Source organism: Geodermatophilus nigrescens, assembly GCF_900129495.1.
Classification (GTDB): Bacteria; Actinomycetota; Actinomycetes; order Mycobacteriales; family Geodermatophilaceae; genus Geodermatophilus; species Geodermatophilus nigrescens.
Window position 1 is genome coordinate 1,063,434 of the sequence record NZ_FQVX01000002.1, and the last position, 21,315, is coordinate 1,084,748.

The following is a 21,315-nucleotide window of genomic DNA, read 5'->3' on the forward strand; positions in this document are numbered from 1 at the left end:
TCGGGACCCGGTCGTCACACGCGTCCCACGCCGTCCCCGAGCGCGTGAAGCAGCCCGGTGGTGACGCCGGCGCCGCGGGCGACCACGACGCCGTCGCGCACGAGCTCGCCGACGGGCTCGCCGGGGGCGGGGTCGCCGGCGAAGCGGAGGCGCAGGTGGTGCTCGACGACGTCGGCCGCCGTCGTCATGAGGGTCGGCGGGCCGGGGACGGAGTGGTCGTTGCCCTCCCACACGTGCCAGACGCCGCTGACCCGGGTGAGGCGGGCGCCCCTCCGGTGCTCGTCCAGGTGCACCTCGCAGCGGTCCTCGTCGACGGCGAGGTCCCTGACGTCGCGCAGCCGGTCGAGGACGGCGCGCGTCTCGTCGTCGACGGGAGGCGCCCACCCCGTCCGGCCGGCCCGCGGCGGTGTGGCCGTCAGCTCCGCCGGCGTCAGGGCGGCGAAGCCGGAGAAGACGCGGGCACCGTGCAGGTCGGCGAAGGTGGCCCGCAGGCGACCGTCCTGGCGCACCTCGACGCGGCCGTCGGCACGCTGCACGCAGTCGAAGCGCCAGGCGTCGGGATGCCGGTGCACCGAGGAGCCGAAGCGGTCGGCGATCAGGAGCTCGACCTCGGCGAGGTCCCGCGCCTCCATCTCGAACCACTGGTGCCCACGGTCGAAGCGGTCGACCTGGTGGATCCCGTCGTCGCGGCGGAAGACGACGGTGCGGGCCTCGATGTCACCGAGGTGGATCTCGCGTCCCTGCTCGACCACGACCGTCGCCCCGTGCTCGACGAGGTGGCGGTACCGGTCGACGAGGGCGGTGAGCTGCGGGTCCGGCGTCTCCACGCCCCTCACGCTACGGAACGATCCGTCTCCGCTCTGGCGTGTCGTTAGCAAGTCTGCCTAACCTCCGGCGGCCGGCACGAGGCCGGCACGTGACCGAGGGGGAAACCGGATGCGGAAGACCGTCACCACGGTGGCACTGGCATCGGCGCTGGTGCTGGCCGGAGGGACCGCCGCGCAGGCGATCACGGGCAACTTCACCGACGACAACGAGCACGACTACGTCGGTCTCGCCGTCTTCTTCGACGCCGACGGCAACGCCACCCACCGCTGCTCCGGCAGCCTGCTCACCGACACCGTCTTCCTGACGGCCGGGCACTGCGTGACCCTGGACGACCAGGGCACCGTGGCCACGAGCGCGCGGGTGTACTTCGAGCAGGACGTCCAGGCGCTGGGCACTGCCTACCCGTACGACGACGAGTACGGCGTGACGTCGTCGGAGATCTACTCGTACGGCTACACCGGGCTCGGCAACATCCCCGAGACCAAGGACGCCGGGCTGATGATCCTCGACGAGCCGGTGACGGAGGTGTACCCGGACATCACCGAGTACGCCTCGCTGGCCACCGCCGGCTCGCTGGACAGCTACAAGCGCTCGCACCCGGGCAACTCGGCGACCACGACGATCTCCGGCTACGGCGTGCAGGAGAGCAACGGCAGCCAGACCAAGCAGGTCGCCTACCGCGAGAGGCTCACCGCCGAGAGCTTCGTCATCGGGCTCAACGGCACCAACGCCGGCGGCTACAACGTGAAGCTGTCGACCAACCCCGGCGGCGGCCGCGGCGGCACGTGCTTCGGCGACTCCGGCGGCCCGGTCCTCGTCGGCGACACCGTGACCGCGGTGAACTCGTTCGTGATGAACGGCGCCTGCGCCGGCACCGGCTTCGCCTACCGGACCGACACCCAGGACGTCATCGACTTCATCCTGGACAAGGCCGGCGACGAGGCCGACGAGATCGAGTTCGTCACCCTCTGACGCAGTCCTGACGGGGCCGTCCCGCCGCAGCGTCGCGGTGGGGCGGCCTCCGTCGTCTCCGGGCCGGTCCTCGTCGGACGCAAGTGGAGGTCAAGCACGGCGGCCCACCCTGCGAGCGAGGGCCGCCGGACCGGGCGGCTCCCCCGCACCCAGGAGCCCCCGCCATGCGTCCGTCCCGACTCGGCGCCGTCGCCGTGCTCCTCCTCGCCGGTTGCTCGACCAGCGTCGCCGGCACCTCGAGCCCGGCGGCCTCGGTCGCCGCACCGCCCGCCGCCACCTCGCTCGACCCCAGCGCCGACGGGCTGCTGCGCGTGGCCGACGTCGTCGCCACCCCCGACGGCGGCGTCACCGCACTGCTCATCGCGGAGGCGGGGAGCAGCGGTCGCAGCGCGTTCGTCCAGCTGGTCCCCGGCGACGGCGGCCCGACCGTCGGCGCGGTGACCGAGGCGCCCGCCTTCGCGCACCCCAGTGAACTCGTGGCCGGGGCGGACGGGACGGTCGTCGCGCTGGCCTCGGTCCCGCCCGAGTCCGGCGACGTCGCCCTCGACGGCTCCGACGGACCGGACCTCGCGCTGGCCGTTCTCGCGCCGGGCAGCCCCCAGGTGGAGCTGCGGCCGGTGGGCGCGGTGGACGGGATGGGCGGCCCCGAATCGGGCAGCGGCGTCCTCTCCGCCGACGGCGCCACGCTGTACGCGAGCCTGCGCTGGACCGTGGACGGCCGGACGGCGACCCGGCTGGCCGCCGTCGACGTCGCCACCGGCGAGGTGACGGCGACCGCGCCGCTGGGCGTGGAGTCGCCGGGGACGGTGGGCGCCCACGAGGTGGCGCTGCGCCCGGACGGCGGTGTCGCCGTGCTCGTGACGGCCGACCGGGACGCCGCGGGATCCCTGAACCGCACCCTGGTCGCGGAGTTCGACGCCGGCCTGCGGCCCGTCGGTGCGCCGGTGGAGGTGGTCGACGAGGAGGACAGCAGCGGCTTCGCGCTGGCCGTGCTGCCGGACGGGACGGTCGTGGTGTCGGTCGAGACGCCCGGGGAGCACCCCGGGACGTCGCGGCTGGTGAGCGTGCGGGACGGCGCGGTGCGGTCGGCCGCGGACCTGCCCGGGCCCGCGCTCGACCTCGCCGTCACTCCGTCCGGGGACCGCGTGTACGCCAGCTACAGCGGCGACTTCGACCGCGGCGAGGGCGGGGCCCACCTCGCGGCGGTCGACGTCGCGATGGGCAAGGTCGTCGACGACGTCCCGCTCTGCCCGAACGGGTACGCGGCACCGCTCGCGCTCGCGACCGACGGGCAGACGGTGGTCGTCACCGCGGGCTGCACCGAGGACGGCGTCTGGTCCGACCTGGCCTTCCTCATCGAATGACGGAGCGTCCGGGGCAGGCGATCTCGGCCGTATAGGCAGCGTGGTCACTGAGGTACTTCCCATCCGACCACGGCGGTCGATGCGTCTCTGCCGGTCCCGTGGCCAACTCGGGGCTGACGGCTAGGTGGTCAATCGCGGGATGGTCGCTCTTGAGGCGCTCGACCGACTCGGTGAGCGGCCGGAGGTCCAGCTCCTCGAATGCTGACCGCAGCGCCTCCGCACCATCGGGCGTGCCACCGGAGTACGGAGCCTTCAACTCCTGCGTGAAGTCGCCACCCCAGATGACCGCTTCGCCCGCCCGCCGTTCGGAGTTGATGCGGTCGATGTGATGCCGGAGCACGAAGCGGAATTGCTTGAGGCGTCCCTCCGGGAGCCCCACCCAGTTCTCCCCCGATCCCTCCAGCGGGAGGACCGAGCATGCAACAAGGACATTGGCGTCGTCGCATCGAACGCGAGCCATCGCAAGGCCCTCCTCACCCGGGTGCTGCGGTCCGAGCGAAGGCGCAAGCTTCGTAACGGTCAAGGACGTCTCGATCGCCGCCCAGCGCTGCCGCTCTGCCCCCCAACTCCGCTTCGGCGACACGGTGAGTCCGTCCCCCCGCGCATGCCAGTCGCCGTGGATCTCCGTGAGAAGCCAGAGGTCCACCTGCTGTCCGGTCAGCCAGGCCTTGATGCCGGGGGCCCTCTCCGAGTCGCGGTAGACACGGTTGACGTTCCAGGTGCCGATGCGCACGGTGCTCCTCAAGTCGGCGGTGTCCCGACACCCTGACGTGCCCGGGTACCGGAACGGGTCCGGCGCGCGGTGCGCATCCCCCGTGTTGGCGAGACGCAAGGTCTCCGCAAGATCGCCGACCGAGAGTGCGGGCAGTCCTCCCCGATCCCCAGGAGTCCCCGCATGCGCTCGTCCCGGCTCGGCGCCGTCGCCCTGCTGTTCGTGACCGGCTGCTCGTCCACCGTCGCCGGCACCGCCACTCCGGGCTCCGCGACGCCCGCCGCCGGCCCGCTCACCGAGGTCCTCGGGGCCACCGAGCTCGACGCCGCCGTCGACGGCGACCTGCGCGTCTCCGACGTCGCCGCCGCCCCGGACGGCGGCTTCGTCGTCCTGAGGACCGGCGACCTCGGTGGCGACCACCGCAGCGCCGTCGTCGAGCTGGTCCCCGGTGACGGCGGCCTCGCCGTCGGCACCGTGACCGAGGGCGCCCCGTTCGCCGACCTCGGCGAGGTGCACGTGGCACCCGACGGCACCGTCGTCGCGCTGGCACCCGTGCTGCCCGAACCCGGTGACCCCGGCAGCGGCGACGGCGGCCGCGAGCAGGACCTGGCGCTGGCCGTCCTCGCGCCGGACGAGGATGAGCCGGAGCTCGTGCGCATCGCCGCCGACGCCGAGCTCGGCACCCCCGACCTCGGCACCGGCGTCCTCTCCCCCGACGGCGCGACCCTCGTCGCCAGCCTGCGCTGGACCGTCGACGGCGGCACGGTCAACCGGCTCGCGGCGGTCGACGTCGCCACCGGGGAGGTCACCACGAGCGCGCCGCTGGCGGTGGAGACGCCGGGCCAGGCGGTCGCCACCGAGCTGGCGCTCCGTCCCGACGGCGGGCTGGCCGCGCTGGTGCGCACCGACCGTGACGCCGAGGGCGACGTCGACGGCGCCGTCCTCGCGCAGTACGACGCCGACCTGCAGCCGCTCGGCACGCCCGTCGAGCTGGTGGACGAGGAGGAGAGCACCGGCTACGCGCTCGCGGTGCTGGCCGACGGCAGCGTGCTGGCCTCCGTCCTCGCCGGCGACCTCGACACCGGGGAGGGCCGGCTGGTCACCGTCCGGGACGGCGCGGTGTCCGCAACCACCGTCCTGCCCGGCATCGGTACCGACCTCGCCGTCGCACCCGGCGGCACCCACGCCCACCTGGTGCACGGACGGTCCGGGGAGGGCGTCGGCCTGGCCGCCGTGCAGCTCGACACGGGTGAGGTCGTCGCGGACGTCGAGCTCTGCCCGGCCGGGATCCCGGCCCCGCTCGCCCTCGCCGCGGACGGGCGCACGGTCGCCGCCACCGTCGCCTGCGAGCAGGACGAGAGCCTCTACCGCGCCCTCGCCGTCCTCCTCGGCTGACCGGGAGGATCTCCCGTGCGTACCCGCCTCCTCCTCGCGCTGCTCTGCTCCGCGGTCCTGCTGGCCGGCTGCTCGTCCGCCGTGGCCGGCACCGCGACGGCGCCCGCCGTCCCCTCGCCCGGGCTGCTCGACACCGTCGACCTCGCCGACGTCGACGACGACCTGACGCCCCGCGACGCGGTCGCCCTCGACGACGGCTCGTTCCTCGTGCTGCTGGCCGGTGACACCCGCATCGGCCGCGGCCCGGGCAGCGCGCTGGTCGAGCTGGTGCCCGGCGCGGACGGGCTCGCCGTCGGCACCGTCACCGCGGGCGCCCCGTACGCCGGCGGCGGCTTCGGCGCCGAGGTGCACGTGGCCGACGACGGCACCGTCGTGACCGTCGGTCCGGTGCTGTCCGGCGACGGTGGCGACGACGAGGAAGCGCTCGACGTCGCGTTCACCGTGCAGGCGCCGGGTGCGGAGGAGCCGGAGCTCCGCGTCCTGCCGGCCGATCCGCAGCTCGGCACCGCCGACCGCGCGACCGCCGTCCTGTCCCCCGACGGCCGCACCCTGTACGCGGCGCTGCGCTGGTACGTCGTCGGCGGGGACGAGGTCACCCGGCTGGCGGCGGTCGACGTCGCGACGGGGACGGTCACCGCGAGCGCCGACCTGCAGGTCGCGGCACCCGGCGGCGCGACCGTCGCCGGCCTGGCGCTGCGCCCCGACGGCGGGCTGGTCGCACTGGTGACGACCTACCGGGCGCCCGGCGAGGGCGACTCCGACGCCGTGCTCGCCGAGTACGACGCCGGCCTGCGGCTGGTCGGCGCGCCGGTCGACGTCATCGGCGACGGCAGCGAGGGCCACGGCCACGCGCTGCAGGTGCTCGCCGACGGCACCGCCGTGGTCTCGCTCAGCACCAGCGGCGCCGACCACCGGCTCGTGACGGTCCGCGACGGCGCCGTGCTGGCGGCGCACGCGCTGCCGCACCTGGCCGCCGAGGTCGCCGTCAGCCCGGACGGACGGGTGTGGCTGAACCTCGGCGACGGCGACGTCCACACCGTCGCACCCGTGGACCTCGCCACCGGTGAGGTCGGCGAGCAGGTGATCCTGTGCGAGGACCGCGGCGCCCCCACCGACCTCGCGCTCTCCGCCGACGGCGGCATCCTGCTCGCGTCCGGGGTGTGCGCCGGGGCTGACGTCGCGCACCTGGTCGGCTGAGCGCCGCCCCGGCGTGTAGGCATGGGCATGGCCGATGACCGTCCGATCCTGCTGCTGGACGTCGACGGCGTGCTCAACGCGCCCCGCCGCGAGCTGCCTGCGGGGTGGCAGCAGGGGTCGTTCAACGTTTACCGGCTGGCGTGGGACCCGACCATCACCGCCCGGCTGCGGGAGCTGCACGAGTCGGGCCGGGTGGAGATCCAGTGGCTGACCACCTGGGCCGGCGACGCCGACCGGCTGCTCGCCGAGCCGATGGGCCTGCCGCGCGGGCTGCGCGTGCACGCCCGCGCCGGCGCAGCGCCCACCGGATTCCTCGGCGTCTTCGGCGGCGGCTCGGGCTGGTGGAAGCTCACCGCCGCGCAGGAGGTGGCCGCGGCCGAGCCCGACCGGCGGATCGTGTGGATCGACGACGACCTCGCCGAGCAGGCCGACGACACCGGCGACTGGCTGGCCGCGAACCCGCACGTGCTCGTCGTCGCGCCGGACCTCTACGTCGGGCTCACCCACGAGCAGCTCGACCGGGTCGAGGAGTGGCTCGGGTAGAACGGCGGGCGTGCGCCGTGCCCCGCTGACCGGTCTCGTCTGCGTGACCGTCGCCTTGGCGGGCTGCGGTTCGCCGTCGGCTGCTCCTCCCCCGGCGACCACCACCTCCACCGCCACGAGCGCACCGGCCCCGGACGTCGCCGGGGACCTCGCCGCCCTGGAGGCGCGGTTCGACGCGCGGCTGGGTGTCTTCGCCGTCGACACGGGCTCGGGCGCGACGCTCGAGCACCGGGCCGACGAGCGGTTCGCCTACGCCAGCACGATCAAGGCGCTGGCGGCCGGGGCGCTGCTGGCGCGGACGTCGCCGGCGGACCTGCAGCGGCCGGTGCCCGTCACCCCCGCGGACCTGACGACGGCGTACTCGCCGGTGACCGAGACCCGGGTCGGCGGGAGCATGACGCTCGCGGAGCTGTGCGACGCAGCGGTGCGCTCCAGCGACAACACCGCGCTCAACCTGCTGCTGCGCGAGCTCGGCGGGCCGGCCGGACTCGACGCGGCGCTCGAGGCCATCGGCGACGACGTCACCGAGGTCGCCCGCACCGAGCCGGAGCTCAACAGCGCCGTCCCCGGCGATCCCCGCGACACGACGACGCCCCGCGCGCTGGCCGGGTCGCTGCGCGCCTACGCGGTGGACGGACCGCGCATCGCCGAGGAGGACCGCGCGCACCTCCTCGACTGGCTGCGGCGCAACACCACCGGCGACGCGCTGGTCCGCGCCGGCGTGCCCGCCGACTGGGACGTCGGCGACAAGACCGGCACCGGCGCCTACGGCACCCGCAACGACGTCGCCGTGCTCACCCCGCCCGGGCGGGCGCCGATCGTGCTGGCGGTGATGTCGAGCCGGGACGAGCCGGACGCCGGCCACGACGACGCACTCATCGCGGAGGCGGCCCGGGTCGTCGTCGCGGGACTCGGCTAGCGCTTGGTGAGGACGGTGCCGTTTACGTGCGGTGAGCGCGCCAGCTGCTCGTCGCGCCAGCGGTCGACGCCGTCGCGGGTGACGTCGAGCTGGGCCTCGAGCACCATCCCGGTCGCCCGCGACTCGGCCTCCAGCGTCCGCGCCGCCCGCGCCTCGGCGGCCGCGAGCGCCGACCGCGCCAGAACCTCCGCCTCCTCGTACTCGGTCTGCATCCGCAGCCGCACGCGCTCCTCGACCTTCTCGTCGCCGAGGGCGAGCAGGCGCTCGTAGAGGGACGGCGGGGCGAGCGCGAGCATCGTCTTGAACAGGATCGGCAGGCACTCGATCGCCGTCATGAACCAGAACAGCAGCCGGTGCGCCGTCGCCAGGGTCGGGTTGCCCTCCTCCAGGCGGGACATGGCGGTGAGCCGGGCGAGGATGCCGTCGCTGTCGTCGACCGCCGCCTCGTGCGCGGCGGCCTCGGCGGCGAGCCGCCGCTGCAGCGAGGTGACGTCGGCGCGCAGGCCGGCCAACTCGTTCTGCTGGTCGACGGTCTTCTGCGCCTCCTCGCCCTGCAGCGACTCGAAGGTCTGCGCCTTGAGCGTGTCGAGCTCCGCGGCGAGGGCGTCGCGTTCGGCGCGCAGCCGGTCGCGGTCGGCGCGGCGGGCGTCGGTGGCCGGGCCGAATCCCTGGTCGCCGGTGCCGCCGGTGCCGTCGATCTCGGCGTTGTAGGCCGCCTCCGCGGCCTCGTAGCGCGCGGTCACCTCGTCCAGCCGGCGCTGCATGTCGACGACGGCGGGGTCCTCGTCGACGTCGGCCTGGGTGACGCCGTCGGCGAGGTCGGCCTCCAGCTCGGCGATCCGCGTCTGCTTGTCCCGCAGGTCCACGGTCCGGCTGTCGGCCTGCATGCGCTGGTTGAACTCGTCCTCGGCCTCGGCGGCCATGACCTCCACCTCGGTGGCGATCTCGGCGCTGAAGACGGCGAGCGTCAGCGGGGTGGAGACGACGGCGCCGATGAGGACGGCGAGCACCACGCGCGGCAGCGCCATGGCCAACGTGCTCCACCAGTGCTTCAGGCGTGGCGAGGAGACCACCAGCCAGCGGTCGAGGTTGAGGATGACCAGCCCCCACACGAGGCCGCCGACGACCGCGACCGGGACCCACAGGTGGAGCGCGATGTGCAGGGCGTAACTCGCCGAGACGACGGCGAGGCCGGCGGTGGAGAGCAGGACCGCACCCATCGCGACCTGCTTGCCGCGCTCCTTCGGCGCCTCGCGCAGGACCTCGCGGTTGGCGCCGGCGACGGTGAGCAGGTGCTCGCTGAGGGCGGCTCGGCTGAGGGACGTCACCGGGGGTCCTTCCGGGTGGCGCGGCGCAGGCTGTCGACCAGCGAGCCGGGGACGCCGACGAGCCGCGGCGTCACCTCGATCCGCGGGTGCAGTGCGTCCTGGGTGGCCCAGAAGGCGTCGAGCCGCTGGGTGACGGGCGAGGGGGCGCCGACGGTGGCGGCGACGTCGGCGTACAGGGACACCGGCGGCGGGGCGGCGACGGTGGGCAGGTCGAGCTGGGGAACGGCCACCGCGACGACGACGGGCGTGGCCGCGGGCGTCGTCGAGAAGCGGTTGCGGCCGGTGACCTCGATGCGGCGGCTGGCGTGCACGTGGACGAGCGCCTCGCCGCAGGGCGGGTGGCCGCCGCGGCCGTCGACGACGACGTCGCGGGCGTGCTCGAAGCACCAGGTGACGAGGACGGCCGAGCCCGGCCGGACGATCGTGTGGCTCACCGAGAGGGCGCGCAGGACGGGCACCTGGGTGTCGGAGGCGCCGGCGTCGGCGGCGATGCCGTGCCGGCAGGCGAGCAGCTGCGGCTCCACCCCGGTCGCCGTCCTGCCGGAGGCGGCCTCCTCGCGCCAGTCGCGGATCCAGCGGTCGGTCCACGGCAGCGACGAGTCCCGCCGCTGCGGCGGGCGCGGCCCGCGGGCGGGTCCGCGGCCGCCGCCGGTGTCCCGCCACGCCTTGGCGCGCAGCCAGGCGAGGAGCAGGAGGAGGAAGAAGGACCAGAGGAAGGCCTCGGCGAGGTCCTTGAGGAAGCCGGCGACGCGGTCGGCCTCGAGCGAGCCGCTCCACTCGGTGTTGTTGCTCAGCGCGACGAAGCCGGCCAGGAGCAGAACCGCCGCCCACCCGACGACGAGCGGATCGCGGCGCAGCGGCTCCCGGAACACGTCTCCCCCACCTGCGGGACGTCCCCGCCGTCAGCACAACCTCGGACCACCGGAACTCGATCGGATCGAAGTCCAGGGGAAGTCGTACCGGGCGGGACCGACGGAAGGCACGGTGCGCTCACCCGTTCGGGTCAGACGGCACCCGCAGCGCTCAAGCAGGCGTGGGCGAGGTCACCTCGGACGGGCGGTGCGGCCGGCGCACGACCGCCGTCGGGACTCCGGGCGGGGAGTAGGCCACCCGCCGGCGGGCCAGCCGGCGGAGCTGCCAGTCCCACGGCACGCGCGCCGACTTCTGCTTGTTGTGCCGCCGGCAGAGCGCCTGCCCGTTCTCGACGGCGGTGGCGCCGCCCCGGCTGTGCGGGTGCACGTGGTCGGCCTGCAGGTCCTCGGTCGCGCGGCAGCGGCCCTCGACGAGGGAGTGGTGCTCGCACCGGTGGCTGGCCCGGTCGAGGACCACGCGCCGGTCGGTCCGGGAGAGCCGCCGGACGGGGTCGCGCGGGTGCCGGCCGTGGACGACGGCGCGCCCAACCCCGACCACCTTCACCAGCGCGAGGACGGCGAGGAGCGCGACGAGCCACGGCCGGCCGAGGACCTCGTGCAGCACGCCGCTCACCACATCGCCGTAGACGTCTGACGGTTCGAGGACGGAGGCGGTCGCGGTCACGCGAGGAGGGTCGGCTGTCTCGTGCATCCCGTTGCAGCCGGGCCCCCGGCGTCTCGCTCCGGAGGGGGGCGCCGCCGTCGGAGAGACTGGGGGTCGTGACGGTTCCGGATCCTCAGGCGGCCGCGGTCCTCGAGCAGTTGGCGTAGCTGCGCCAGCACCAGCAGGACGGACGCCGCTCACCGCACAAGCCGCTGCTGGTGCTGCTCGCGCTGAGCCGGCTGGCGGCCAGCGGATCGAGCGAGCTGCCCTGGGACGTCGCCGAACAGGAGCTCGCGGACCTGCTCGAGGAGTTCGGGCGACCGTCGCGGACGGGGCGCGCGCAGAGCGCCGCCTACCCCTTCACTCGGCTGCGGTCCGACGGCGTCTGGACGCTGGACCGGGATGTGCCCATGGACAAGGTGAGCACCCTGCGGGCTGGGGTGACCGGGCGGTTCGAGGAGTCACTCGAAGCTGCGCTGCGGTCCCGTCCGGCGCTGGTGGGCGACGTCGCCCGCGGCTTGGTGGAGGCACACTTCCCGGCCACCGTGGCGCCCGACGTGCTCATCGCCGTCGGACTCAACCCGGAGCTCCTGCACGGCGGCGCGGGCGATCCCGTCGCCGAGCGGAAGCGCAGCAGCACCTGGCCGACGCAGGTGCTCGAGGCGTGGGACCGGCAGTGCGCCTTCTGTGGCTTCGACGGTCAGGTCGGCGGCATGCCCGTGGCGCTCAAGGCGGCGCACATCCGCTGGTTCACCGTCGACGGGCCCGACGAGCTCGACAACGTTCTGGCGCTCTGCTCGCTGCACCACAAGCTGTTCGACCGCGGCGTCCTCGGCCTCGACGACGAGCTGACCGTCGTGGTGTCGCAGCGCTTCTCCGCTCGCACGCCGCACGGCCAGGCGGTCTACGACCTGCACGGACGCCGACTGCGCCCGCGGCCGGGCACGCCGACGCCGGCCGAAAGACACGTCGTCTGGCACCGCGAGCAGGTCTTCCACGGATCTCCCCTGGCCGCCTGAGCACGCCCTCGCCGGCGCCCGCCCCGCCGAGGGCGCGGCCCGGCGGTCAGCCGAGGGACCGGCGTGCGTTGACCTGCCGCTGCAGGAGCGACAGCTCCTCCTGCGCCTTCCTGTACCGGCCGCGGAGGATGTCCTTCTCCCAGTCGGACCGCGCCATGAGCAGGTCCTTGCGGGCGTCCTCGACGGCCCGCTCCGCCTTCTTGAGATCCGCAGTACCGACGACACGACCTCCCGGTCGCGGACCCGCCTGGGGCCTCGGCGCGTGGGAGACCCGCCTCTTCCGTGCGGCGATGCGCGCACGGGCCTCATCGATCTGACGCTGCAGGGCGCGACGATCAATCTTCCCCTGCGGCTCGTCGACGTACGCCAGCCGGCCCTGACTGTTGCCTTTCCCGTTCTTCCTCGGGTGCAGCTTACGGTTCGCCGACTTGATGACCCGCTCGTCGGCGAGGCAGGCACGGCAGGCGCCGTCCATGACGTGACCGCGGTTCCCGCAACTGCGGCAGCGCCTGGGTTCCGAGTCGGACCGGGCGCGCTGAGAGGCGGCGAGCTCCTCCGCGATCGTGCGGATGCGCTCCCCTCCGCCCGCGTCGGTGGTCCTCAGCGCCGGCCGTCCGTGATTGAGCTTCGTCACGGGTTCCGCCTCCGCTTCAGGGGAGCCGGTCGCCTCACTGTTCCCGCTCGGCCGTCAGCCGACGGACGACGGCCTCGCCGCCGACGCGGCGGATCAGCTCCAGGTCACCGCAGACGGCCAGCAGGTCACGCGCACGCGAGAGGCCGACGTAGAGCATCTCCCGCGCCCGCGCCTCGTCCCGGAAGCCGTTGACCGCGAGTACGACGGCCGGCCGTTCGAGGCCCTTGAACCCGAGCACGTGCCCGTAGAACAGGTCGTCGCCCTCCCAGAAGGTCTTCCAGTAGGCGTCCTGGCCGTCCTGTTGCCGCTCCACCTGCACGGGGTGCCGGTGGTAGGTCGTGAGCAGCGCGACCGCCTCGTGCGGCCAGCCCTCCTCCAGCAGTGCGTCGGCGGCGTCGTCGGCCGCGGCGACGGCGTCCTCGCTCGCGCACGGGACGAACCGCACGGGCACCCCGTTGCCCCCGCGGTTGCGCATCTGCGTCGGCGTCAGGCTGCCGAACGTCCCGGCTATCTGCTTGGTGTTCCGCAGGTTCTCGTTGAGGTTGAACGGGATCAGCTCGACGGTCGGCCGGCCCTGGCGGGCGAACACCCGCTGTCCCTCGTCGGCGAAGACGTAGAGCTGGCCGTCGTCCGGCGAGCGCAGCGCCGCCACGACCGCGGGCCACCAGCTCTCGGCGAAGTCCTGCGCCTCGTCGATGACGACGGCGTCGAAGCGCTCCTCCTCCGGCAGGGCGCCCGCAAGCGCGACCATCCGGTCGGGAAGGCGGTGCTCCCAGTAGCCGCTGTCGTCGTCGCTGCCCGGCGGCACGCCCCAGTCGATGCCGAGGCCGTGGAAGGTGCCGACGTAGGCAGGGCGCTCCTTCGGCCGCCAGGTCGCCACCCGCCGGCGGAGGAACTCCGCGAGCCCCCGCGAGTAGCACATGACGGCGACCCGTTCACCGCTCCGCGCCAGCCGGCGGGCCTTCTCCAGCGCCAGCCACGTCTTGCCCGAGCCCGCCCCGCCACGGACCTCGACCCGCCGGATGTCCTCGAGCATGTCGAGCACGCGTGCCTGCTCGCGGGTGAGCAGGTCGCACTCGGACTCGCGCTCGTGCAACTGCGCGAGGAGGTCCTGCTGCGGGATGCCGACACCGGCGAGGCAGTCCACGAGGACCTCGACGTCGTCGGCGGTCGGCGGCTTGGCCTCGGTTTCGCACTGCCGCAGGGCGGACGCGACGAGGGCCGCCGCCCGCCCCAGGTCGGTGCGGTCGATGACCGTCCAGCGCGGTGCGTCGGGCGCGGTGAAGTCCTCCGGGAGGACGGTGGCCGGCAAGGCGACGAGGTGCACCATCCGGGGGTCGCCGGCCCGCCACCGCCGGTCCCGACGCAGGTACTCGCGCAGGAGGTACTTGCAGCGGACGGCCTGGTCGACCGGGCGGATGCGCCGGCTCTCCCCGTTGCTCGTCTGGCGCCACTCGGCGCCCTGCAGGGACACGCTGCCGCCCTTGACCTCGACGACGGCGATGCCGAAGCCGGGCCAGGCGACGATGACGTCGACCTCGCGGTCCTCGCGCCGGTCGCTGAAGCGCTGGCCGCAGACCAGGACGGCGTCGTCGGGCAGCTGGTCGCGCAACGCCTCGGCGAACTGCCGCTCGGCGTGCGACTCGAAGACCGGCTCGGCCGGGAAGACCCGTGCCGTCATGTACACCCCCGTGGACTCGGTTCCCGACGGAGGGTGACAGGGAGGTCCGACACGGTGACGCACCCGGGCCCCGTGTCGCCGTCCGGACACCGCGTGCCCGAGGCGGCTTACGCGCGCCGGTCGCCGGACGGAGCGCCCGTGGCGGTACGGCCGGACGCACGGATCAAGGCGCGGCCGAGGTGGTCCCTCGTCCGCCGACGGGTCGCTTTGTCGGCCAGTGCCGCCTCCGGCACGTGCACGTGCCAGGACCTCGCCGACACCTCCTGCACCCGGACGGAGGCGTCCTCCTCCCCGAAGGCCCGCGCGTCGACCGGGTCGAGGACGATCGAAATGCGGTGCGCGTGGACGTACGCCGCTACCGGCCGGTCCTCGGCGGGGTGCAGCGCGACGTAACTGGGGCGGTCGGCGGCCACCAGCGGGGTGCCCGCCGCGACCTTCACCACGAGGCTGCGCAACGCCGGCCGCACGACGTGCCGCTTGAGGAGTGCGGGAGATGGGCAGCGGCCCGCTGTCGGGGCGCTACGGCGAGGCGCTGGCGTACGCGTCGGAGCACCACCGGACGCAGCTGCGCGATAGCTCGCGAGTGCCCTACCTGACGCACCTGATGAGCGTGAGCGCGCTGGTGCTCGAGCACGGCGGCACCGAGGTCCAGGCGATCGCCGGGCTGCTGCACGACGCCGTCGAGGACGCGCCGAAGGGCACCGGCGGCGCCGTCCTGGCCGACACCCGGTCGCGCTTCGGCGACGACGTCGCGGACATCGTGCGGGCCTGCTCGGACGGACTGGACGCCGACGGCAACCGCAGCGGGACGTGGGCCGAGCGCAAGCGGCCGTACATCGCCGGGCTGAGCGACAAGTCCCTCGACGCCCTGCTGGTGACCGCGGCGGACAAGACGCACAACGGGCTCTGCATCGCCGCCGACGTCCGCCGCTACGGGCAGGACTTCTGGAAGACGTTCAACGCCTCGCGCGACGAGCTGCTCTGGTACTACACGAGCGTCGAGCGAGCGGTCGCCGAGCGGCTGCCTGGCACCTCGATCGCAGGGGCCCTCCGCCGTGCCGTCGACGAGTTGCTCGTCGCGGCGGGCACGGACGGCTCCGATGTCCCGGCCGAGATTCCGAGCAGCGCCCACTGACCGGGCTCTCGGACGCCACGCCACATTTGGAACCGCACGGGCGCATCGCGGCGAAGATCGTGCACCGACTCCGGACAGCGTCCGGAGTGCCCGAGACACGTCCACGGGTCTGCACCGTGAACCTCCCGGCTCGCATCTAGGGTCGCCCGGGTGAGCGAAACGACCCCGTCCGCTTCGACGGTTCTCGACACGCAGGCGGAGTTCGAGCTGGAGGCCCGGCGCGTCAAGGTCGCACAGATCCTCGCCGCCCAGGCCAAGGACGCCGAGCGCACGGCCGAGATCGCGCACGTCGAGAGCGAGCGGGTGGAGCGGAGAACCGAGGCACTCCAGCTGCTGCACGCGTTCTGGTCGACCGGCGATGCCGCCACCTTCGCGAGCGCCATGGAGCAGTGGTGTCGTCGGCCCGGCGCTTCGTTCGTCGGCCCGAACGGTCAGATGTTCCTCAAGCAGTTGGTGAGCGCCGGCGCCCCGGGTGAGAGCGCCGAGTTGCTCGCCGACGTCCTCAAAGCTCCCGAGGACGACGCAGGCGCCGTGGAGAAGTTCACCCGGCTGCTCACCTTCATCGAGAAGGTGCGGCAGGGCGGCCATCCTGCGCCGGCGCGCGCGCCCTTCTTGCTCTCGTACGTCTGGGCCCTGCAGGACCCGGACCGATGGCCAGTCGCCTGGACCAGCGCGCTCACTTCCTTGAGGTATCTCGGCTGGCTAAGCAAGAGCGATGACCCGACCCGTGACTACCTGGATTTCGCGGAGCTGGTCCGCCAGCTGGGCAACCCGCAGGAGCTGGGACATGCGTTTTTCTGGTTCGAGAAGCACCGCTTCGTCGGTATCAGCCCGCACCTGACCGAGCGCTGCCGGCGCGGTCGGGCCCTGAGCCAGCTCGTCGGCACCGACGGCCACTACCGCGACCCGGCGGTGCGCGAGGCCAGCCGGCTCAACGCCACGGCGATGGCCTATGAGCTCTGGCACGCGGTGACGGGCCTGAGCGCTGAGGTCGCCGCGGCACTGAAGCACGACGTCTCGGCCGCCGCCAACCCCGTCGACACCAAGACCCACCTCTACCGATGGTGGGCGTGGGCCTCGTGGCGGGTCACCTCCAGCCCCGCATCACTACGGCTCCACGCCACCGACCAGGGGCTCTGGATCGCGGTCAGCCCAGGGCACGGGCGGCAGGGCTGGTTCGAGGAGACCGGTCGGCTCGCCGAGAAGAAACTGCCGCTCGGCTACGAGTTCTTCCAGCTCCTCCCGTTCGACGACGACCCCGGCCGCATCATCCCAACGGGCCGGTCCTTCGCGGGCGGCGAGTTCCTGGTCGGCCGCGACGTACCGGACGACGTAGCGGCGGACCCAACAGCTTTCTGCCAGCTGGTAGTCCAGGTGGCATCTGATGTCGCATCACTGCTGAACAACTTTGCCGCCTTGCTCACCACGGTGGCCGACGACGACACGGGGGTTGCCGCCCTCGAAGGGCCGATTCCGGAGGACGAACTCGGCTCCCTGGTCGCGGAGTTCCGCTCCACCCGGGGATACCCGACCGCCAAGGACGAGCAGGCCCGTATCAAGCAGTTGGAGTGGGCAGCCCAGCTCACCGATGAAGAGCTCGACGTCGCCGACCTCTCCGTCATCCGGCAGATCGTGAACTCCGGCTCCTACGGGGCTCCTGGACCGCAGTCGCGGCTCAACACCACGCTCAACGGCCTGGACGCGGCCGGACTGGAGGAGTTCTTCGCCTTAATCAGGGACCTGCTGTGGGGACCCGAGGCGTTGGAAGATCGGCTGGACCGGACCTTCGCCGACGCCAGCCGGTTCCCGGGGCTGGGCGAGTCGGTCCTGCTGAAGTTGCTGGCGGTGGCCCATCCCCAGCGGGTGGTGCCGGCGTTCCCGCTCAAGGGTGAGATGGGCAAGGCCAGGCTGATGCGCCTGGTCGGGCTCGCGCCGCCATCAACCACCCTGTCGCGCGGTGCGCAGCACGTGCAGGCCAACGACCGGTTGCGAGAGCTCCTGGAGCCGCACTTCCCCGGCGACACCTGGGCCCAGGGGCAGTTCCTCTACTGGCTGCGCACCCGACCCGAGGGGGCCGCGGAGCAGGTCGACGACGGCGACTCGATCGCGGCGCTTGCCGAGGAGCTACACCTGCCCACGGACTACCTCACCGAGGTCCGCGAGATGCTGCTGGAGAAGCGACAGCTGGTCTTCTTCGGCCCGCCCGGAACCGGAAAGACCTATGTGGCGCGCAAACTCGCCGCGCTCGTGGCGGGGGATCTCTCGCGAGTGCGCCTCGTCCAGTTCCATCCGAGCACGTCCTACGAGGACTTCTTCGAGGGCTACCGGCCGGAGGTTTCGCCGGAGGGTCAGCTTGTCTACCGGCTCGTGCCGGGGCCGCTAGCCCGGCTCGCCGAGCAAGCCGCGCAGTCTCCGCACTTGCAGCACGTGCTGGTGATCGACGAGATCAACCGCGCCAACCTGCCCAAGGTGCTGGGTGAGCTGCTGTTCCTGCTCGAGTACCGCGAGCAGCAGGCCTTCACCCTCTACCGGCCCGAAGAGCCGTTCGAGTTGCCAGCCAACCTCTTGGTGATCGGCACGATGAACACCGCCGACAGGTCGATCGCGCTGATCGACGCAGCGCTACGACGACGATTCCAGTTCGTGCCCTTCTTCCCGAGCGAGCCGCCGCACGACGGCGTCCTCCGCTCGTGGTTGGAGCAGCGTCGGCCCGAGGCGGTCTGGGTGGCTGACCTGGTCGACCACGTGAACGCGCAGCTGGTCGACCTGCTCGGGGGTCCGCACCTGCAGATCGGCCCGAGCCACTTCTTCGACCCGGAGCTGTCGAGCAAGCGCGTGAAGCGCTCCTGGCAGTACAGCGTCCAGCCCTTCATCGAGGACCAGCTGTGGGGCCGCAACGACGAGCTGCTGCGCTTCGGATTTGAGCGAGCCGTGGCCAGCTCCGTCGCCGCTGGCGGAGCGGCCCCGCCTGACTGGACCTCCCCTCTCGCCGCGGCCGCCGCTGCGTCCGAGGATGACGACGCCGCGTCGACCGGCGGCACCGAGCCCGGCCGGTGACCGCGCCGGTCCTGGAGCTCGCCGAGTACGAGTCCCGCGAACTGCCGCTGACCCAGGAGACGGTCAGGCATCTACTCACGACAAGCTCTCGCGCGGTCGCCGTCGCTCCGACGTCCACAGCCGGAAGGTGGCGACTGACCGCCTCGTCACAGGTCGGCACCCTCGCCGTCCCCGGATTGCACGTGCTCATCCGCCCGAAGGTGGGCATCGCAAACGTGCTCGCTCTGCTGGACGACGGCCTACCCACCGATGCGCTGCTGTCCCAGGACGTCGGCCTGGCGACCGCCCCCGAGCTGCTTCCGGTATTCGCCGAGTTCTTCACCCGGTCGACACTCCGGGCAATCAGCCGCGGCCTGGTGCGGCGGTACCGCGAGCACGAGGACGTGCTGGTCGCTCCGCGTGGGCGTATCGACTTCACGGCGCAGATGCGCCGGGCCACCACCCCAAGCCCGCTGGCGTGCCGGTTCGACGAGTTCACCACCGACGTGCCGGAAAACCAGCTCCTGCTGGGCATGGTCGAGCGGCTCCTCGGGGTGGCTGACATTCCTCCGCGCGTGCGGAGGATGCTGCGCTCACTGCGCAGTCGGTTCGAAGAGGTTGCCCCTGCCAGGCCACTCCCGGCGGACTTCGATCGAATCACGCTGACTCGGCTCACCGAGCACTACCGCGGTCCGCTACGGCTGGCCCGGCTCATAGCCGAGAACCTCTCGCTGCGTGACACGCTCGGTTCCACCGCCGTGAGCTCATTCCTGCTCGACATGCCGCGCGTCTACGAAGATTTCGTCACCCGACGGCTCGCCCGTGCGCTGCGGGGACGGCTGGACGTCGCGGCGCAGGTCGGGACCTGGCTTGGCGAAGGCCGGCAGGTGCCCATTCGACCGGACCTCGTCTTCTCCAACGGTCGGACACCGGTCTTCGTGGGCGACGTGAAATACAAGGTCGCGCCGTTGGGCGTGGCTCGAAGCAGCGACTACTACCAGCTGCTCGCGTACTGCCAGACGCTCGGTCTGGCCCAGGGTGTCCTGATCTACGCGCAGTCCGACAACGAACCTCCTGCCTCTGCAGTGACGGTGAGGCATTCCGGCCCCCGCTTGCACACCTACCGCCTAGACATTGGCGGACGCCCGGAGGAGCTCGACCAGGCGATCGATCGCCTAGCCCGCTGGATCAGCGGTCACGCAACCGTGCCCACGCCCCGATGATGCACCTGAGCTCTGCCCGTTACAGGTACCCAGTTCACTGGAGCCGACCTTTCGACGCCTGCAACTCCGCCTCTTAGGGCTCGGGAACGTAGCCCTCACTTGTCCAGATCCTGAGGCGCACGGCCAACTCCGCGGCAGAATTGGTACATTCGGTGGCTGCCGCGAAGACCTGACCTGGGCTGGCATTCAACTCCATCCCATCGCTAGCGCGGATCCCGAGAGCAGCAAGTTCCGGCAGTTCAGGTCCGAACGAGATCGTGATGCTCCCGTCGTACTCGAAGCCGTGAGTGACGCGGAACTTTGGCGCCTCGCGCAGCGCACGCCAGAGGTCAACCCCTTCGCCTACGACATCAATTTCACGCGAGAAGTTCCTAATTGCCTGACCTCCGCCTCTGACGGGCAAGATCTCGGCACGCAGACGCCGGCTAATCTCGCGGCCTGAGAACAGGCGAGCGTCGATGTCGAACTCAGACTGCAGAATTGACGCTGTCTGGTCAAGTTGGAGCTGTGCCAGGATCAGGAGGCCCGCGGCCGCCCAGTCGGTTTCAGGCCGCTCGCCATACGGCTCGTCGGGGCGCAAGTCAAGCGCCAACTCCCAGGTCTCGAGCGCCTGCTCTGCGAAGCGCTCACGCCCAACTTTGATGACGGCCGGAACATCGTCAAACCAGCCCACGTCAACGCCCCATATCGCGATATGAACAGTACGTAAGACTGCTGGACGAGTTAGTTGTCGCGCTAGTGAACGACTTCACTAATCACCTTCACCGAAGGTCTGCCTGATGTACGCAGCAAGTCGAAGGGCAGCGCTTCGGTCGAACTGCAGTGTCTGGCTCACCTTCTTTTCTCGTTGCCGATAGTCAGACCCAAAGGTGCTGACCTGCAGATAGGTAGCGCCCTCCTCCCTGATCGCCCGCACTTCACAGTCAACCTCGGTGGGGTGCACCCGCCCACCTTCGTTGACCCAGTCCATGGACCTGATAATTGCCAATTATTCCTCCCGTTCGACTGATGCGCGGAGCTGCTCATGTGTCGCTCATTCTGGCGGTCACTCGCGGATGAGCACTCCACCGATAAGCAGACTTTCGAGGTGCTTGCCCAGACGGACGGCATAGTCGCTATCTCGGATCAACAGTCCCGCCTCGAGGTTGTCACCGGCCGCCTTCTCACTGAGGTTTGCACTCGTGATGAGCACGGTCTCTTCGTCTGCGATCGCGATTTTCGCGTGCAATGAGGTCCAGCCAGCAGGGCGCTGGCTTTTCGGCCACCGAAGACGTCGAACGAGGAGGCCGGCAAGGGCAACGGCTGGGTCCTGCTTGAAGTGAGGGGAACCGTCGCGGGGATCCTCGGCGAGCACCGTGACGTCCACACCGCGCGCAAGCGCCGCTTGCAAGGCTGCCTTTAGCTCGGCGTACATCGACAGTGAGTAGGTCACGAGCACGAGGGAGCGCTGGGTACCGTTGATGAGGTCGATGAGCACCTGGTCGGTACGCCGGGCGTGAACGTGTGCGCTGCCCGGGCCGCTGAGCACCAGCTCCATGCCTTGCTCGCGACGCGCTAGGTCGTGTGCGTAGGCCGCGCCCGCGAGCACCGCACCAAGCTCGGAACCGGGGACATGCGGGTTCTGCACCCACACGGCAAGCAGCCGCTTGACTACCGCGAGGGCATGCGGGGTCTTAACGACGGCCAGCACGACCTCGGCGCCCGCTGGGCTGTCGTGCTCGGAGAGCGCATCTGCGACGGCGCGGGCATGTGCCGGGGCGAGCTCCCGGCCGAGCTCAGCACATGCCCGAATGAGTGCCAATCCGAGTGACATG

The 21,315-nt window shown here is 72.2% G+C and carries 20 protein-coding genes; 10 read left to right on the forward strand and 10 right to left on the reverse strand.

Annotation, left to right across the window (positions count from 1 at the left end; all coding sequences use genetic code 11):
- Nucleotides 1–14: 14 nt before the first annotated feature.
- Nucleotides 15–827: a hypothetical protein gene (locus BUE37_RS12620; protein WP_073420449.1), complete on the reverse strand. Its 813-nt coding sequence runs from the start codon at nt 825–827 to the stop codon at nt 15–17.
- A 130-nt stretch (nt 828–957) separates the two neighbouring features.
- Between BUE37_RS12620 and BUE37_RS12625 the strand changes: the two genes are divergently transcribed.
- Together BUE37_RS12625 and BUE37_RS12630 are read left to right on the forward strand one after the other, a co-directional pair.
- The gene (locus BUE37_RS12625) at nt 958–1,800 is read left to right on the forward strand and encodes a trypsin-like serine protease (protein WP_175562860.1); all 843 of its coding nucleotides are present in this window, start codon (nt 958–960) and stop codon (nt 1,798–1,800) included.
- 164 nt (nt 1,801–1,964) lie between these two features.
- Nucleotides 1,965–3,164: an SMP-30/gluconolactonase/LRE family protein gene (locus tag BUE37_RS12630; protein ID WP_073420451.1), complete on the forward strand. Its 1,200-nt coding sequence runs from the start codon at nt 1,965–1,967 to the stop codon at nt 3,162–3,164.
- On the opposite strand, the gene BUE37_RS12635 is transcribed toward BUE37_RS12630, so the two are convergent.
- Entirely contained in the window at nt 3,154–3,897 is a 744-nt protein-coding gene (locus BUE37_RS12635) for an endonuclease/exonuclease/phosphatase family protein (protein ID WP_073420452.1), read from the reverse strand. The genes BUE37_RS12630 and BUE37_RS12635 overlap by 11 nt on opposite strands.
- A gap of 162 nt (nt 3,898–4,059) precedes the next feature.
- Here BUE37_RS12635 and BUE37_RS12640 point away from each other — a divergent pair, with 162 nt between their 5' ends.
- Genes BUE37_RS12640 through bla form a run of 4 tightly spaced genes read left to right on the forward strand, consistent with a single transcriptional unit; the run spans nt 4,060 to nt 7,930 of the window.
- Nucleotides 4,060–5,271: a hypothetical protein gene (locus BUE37_RS12640; RefSeq protein WP_073420453.1), complete on the forward strand. Its 1,212-nt coding sequence runs from the start codon at nt 4,060–4,062 to the stop codon at nt 5,269–5,271.
- 15 nt (nt 5,272–5,286) lie between these two features.
- Entirely contained in the window at nt 5,287–6,468 is a 1,182-nt protein-coding gene (locus tag BUE37_RS12645; RefSeq protein WP_073420454.1) for a hypothetical protein, read from the forward strand.
- 27 nt (nt 6,469–6,495) lie between these two features.
- Nucleotides 6,496–7,011 (forward strand): HAD domain-containing protein, encoded by a 516-nt coding sequence (locus BUE37_RS12650; protein WP_139252939.1) that lies wholly within the window; start codon nt 6,496–6,498, stop codon nt 7,009–7,011.
- 10 nt (nt 7,012–7,021) lie between these two features.
- A complete protein-coding gene (gene bla / locus BUE37_RS12655) occupies nt 7,022–7,930 on the forward strand; it encodes a class A beta-lactamase (RefSeq protein WP_083628596.1) in 909 nt (302 codons plus the stop codon).
- Here bla and BUE37_RS12660 read toward each other — a convergent pair.
- The 3 genes from BUE37_RS12660 to BUE37_RS12670 form a co-directional block, all read right to left on the reverse strand.
- Nucleotides 7,927–9,258 (reverse strand): DUF4407 domain-containing protein, encoded by a 1,332-nt coding sequence (locus BUE37_RS12660; RefSeq protein WP_073420456.1) that lies wholly within the window; start codon nt 9,256–9,258, stop codon nt 7,927–7,929. The two genes, bla and BUE37_RS12660, sit on opposite strands and share 4 nt — an antisense overlap.
- A complete protein-coding gene (locus tag BUE37_RS12665) occupies nt 9,255–10,130 on the reverse strand; it encodes a hypothetical protein (protein WP_073420457.1) in 876 nt (291 codons plus the stop codon). Before BUE37_RS12665 ends, BUE37_RS12660 begins: the two co-directional genes overlap by 4 nt.
- Nucleotides 10,131–10,281: 151 nt before the next feature.
- A complete protein-coding gene (locus BUE37_RS12670) occupies nt 10,282–10,794 on the reverse strand; it encodes an HNH endonuclease (RefSeq protein WP_073420458.1) in 513 nt (170 codons plus the stop codon).
- A 146-nt stretch (nt 10,795–10,940) separates the two neighbouring features.
- On the opposite strand from BUE37_RS12670, the gene BUE37_RS12675 reads away from it, so the two are divergent.
- Nucleotides 10,941–11,792 carry a phosphorothioated DNA-binding restriction endonuclease gene (locus BUE37_RS12675; RefSeq protein WP_073420459.1) on the forward strand — a complete coding sequence of 284 codons (852 nt, stop codon included), beginning with the start codon at nt 10,941–10,943 and terminating at the stop codon, nt 11,790–11,792.
- A 46-nt stretch (nt 11,793–11,838) separates the two neighbouring features.
- Here BUE37_RS12675 and BUE37_RS12680 read toward each other — a convergent pair whose 3' ends face one another.
- From BUE37_RS12680 to BUE37_RS23860, 3 genes are all read right to left on the reverse strand, one after another.
- On the reverse strand, nt 11,839–12,426 hold the full coding sequence (locus BUE37_RS12680; RefSeq protein WP_073420460.1) for a hypothetical protein: 588 nt from the start codon (nt 12,424–12,426) through the stop codon (nt 11,839–11,841).
- A gap of 34 nt (nt 12,427–12,460) precedes the next feature.
- The gene (locus BUE37_RS12685; protein ID WP_073420461.1) at nt 12,461–14,107 is read right to left on the reverse strand and encodes a nuclease-related domain-containing DEAD/DEAH box helicase; all 1,647 of its coding nucleotides are present in this window, start codon (nt 14,105–14,107) and stop codon (nt 12,461–12,463) included.
- A 107-nt stretch (nt 14,108–14,214) separates the two neighbouring features.
- Nucleotides 14,215–14,574 (reverse strand): hypothetical protein, encoded by a 360-nt coding sequence (locus BUE37_RS23860; RefSeq protein WP_073420462.1) that lies wholly within the window; start codon nt 14,572–14,574, stop codon nt 14,215–14,217.
- A 26-nt stretch (nt 14,575–14,600) separates the two neighbouring features.
- On the opposite strand from BUE37_RS23860, the gene BUE37_RS12695 reads away from it, so the two are divergent.
- From BUE37_RS12695 to BUE37_RS12705, 3 genes are all read left to right on the forward strand, one after another.
- Entirely contained in the window at nt 14,601–15,242 is a 642-nt protein-coding gene (locus BUE37_RS12695; RefSeq protein ID WP_073420463.1) for an HD domain-containing protein, read from the forward strand.
- Nucleotides 15,243–15,392: 150 nt separating this feature from the next.
- On the forward strand, nt 15,393–18,299 hold the full coding sequence (locus BUE37_RS12700) for an McrB family protein (protein WP_073420464.1): 2,907 nt from the start codon (nt 15,393–15,395) through the stop codon (nt 18,297–18,299).
- Nucleotides 18,296–19,501 (forward strand): McrC family protein, encoded by a 1,206-nt coding sequence (locus BUE37_RS12705; RefSeq protein ID WP_073420465.1) that lies wholly within the window; start codon nt 18,296–18,298, stop codon nt 19,499–19,501. The genes BUE37_RS12700 and BUE37_RS12705 overlap by 4 nt, the downstream gene beginning before the upstream one ends.
- Before the next feature lie 73 nt (nt 19,502–19,574).
- Here the strand turns inward: BUE37_RS12705 and BUE37_RS12710 are convergent, their stop codons facing one another.
- Both BUE37_RS12710 and drmC read right to left on the reverse strand, forming a co-directional pair.
- Entirely contained in the window at nt 19,575–20,174 is a 600-nt protein-coding gene (locus BUE37_RS12710) for a hypothetical protein (protein ID WP_073420466.1), read from the reverse strand.
- Nucleotides 20,175–20,546: 372 nt separating this feature from the next.
- Nucleotides 20,547–21,314: a DISARM system phospholipase D-like protein DrmC gene (gene drmC / locus BUE37_RS12720; RefSeq protein WP_083628598.1), complete on the reverse strand. Its 768-nt coding sequence runs from the start codon at nt 21,312–21,314 to the stop codon at nt 20,547–20,549.
- Nucleotide 21,315 lies beyond the last annotated feature (1 nt).

Bases quoted from the DNA above. Each gene is read 5' to 3' on its own strand.
- BUE37_RS12650 (WP_139252939.1), top strand. From the start codon at position 6,496: ATGGCCGATGACCGTCCGATCCTGCTGCTGGACGTCGACGGCGTGCTC.
- BUE37_RS12685 (WP_073420461.1), bottom strand. From the start codon at position 14,107: ATGACGGCACGGGTCTTCCCGGCCGAGCCGGTCTTCGAGTCGCACGCC.
- BUE37_RS12640 (WP_073420453.1), top strand. From the start codon at position 4,060: ATGCGCTCGTCCCGGCTCGGCGCCGTCGCCCTGCTGTTCGTGACCGGC.
- BUE37_RS12695 (WP_073420463.1), top strand. From the start codon at position 14,601: ATGGGCAGCGGCCCGCTGTCGGGGCGCTACGGCGAGGCGCTGGCGTAC.
- BUE37_RS12630 (WP_073420451.1), top strand. From the start codon at position 1,965: ATGCGTCCGTCCCGACTCGGCGCCGTCGCCGTGCTCCTCCTCGCCGGT.
- drmC (WP_083628598.1), bottom strand. From the start codon at position 21,314: ATGTCACTCGGATTGGCACTCATTCGGGCATGTGCTGAGCTCGGCCGG.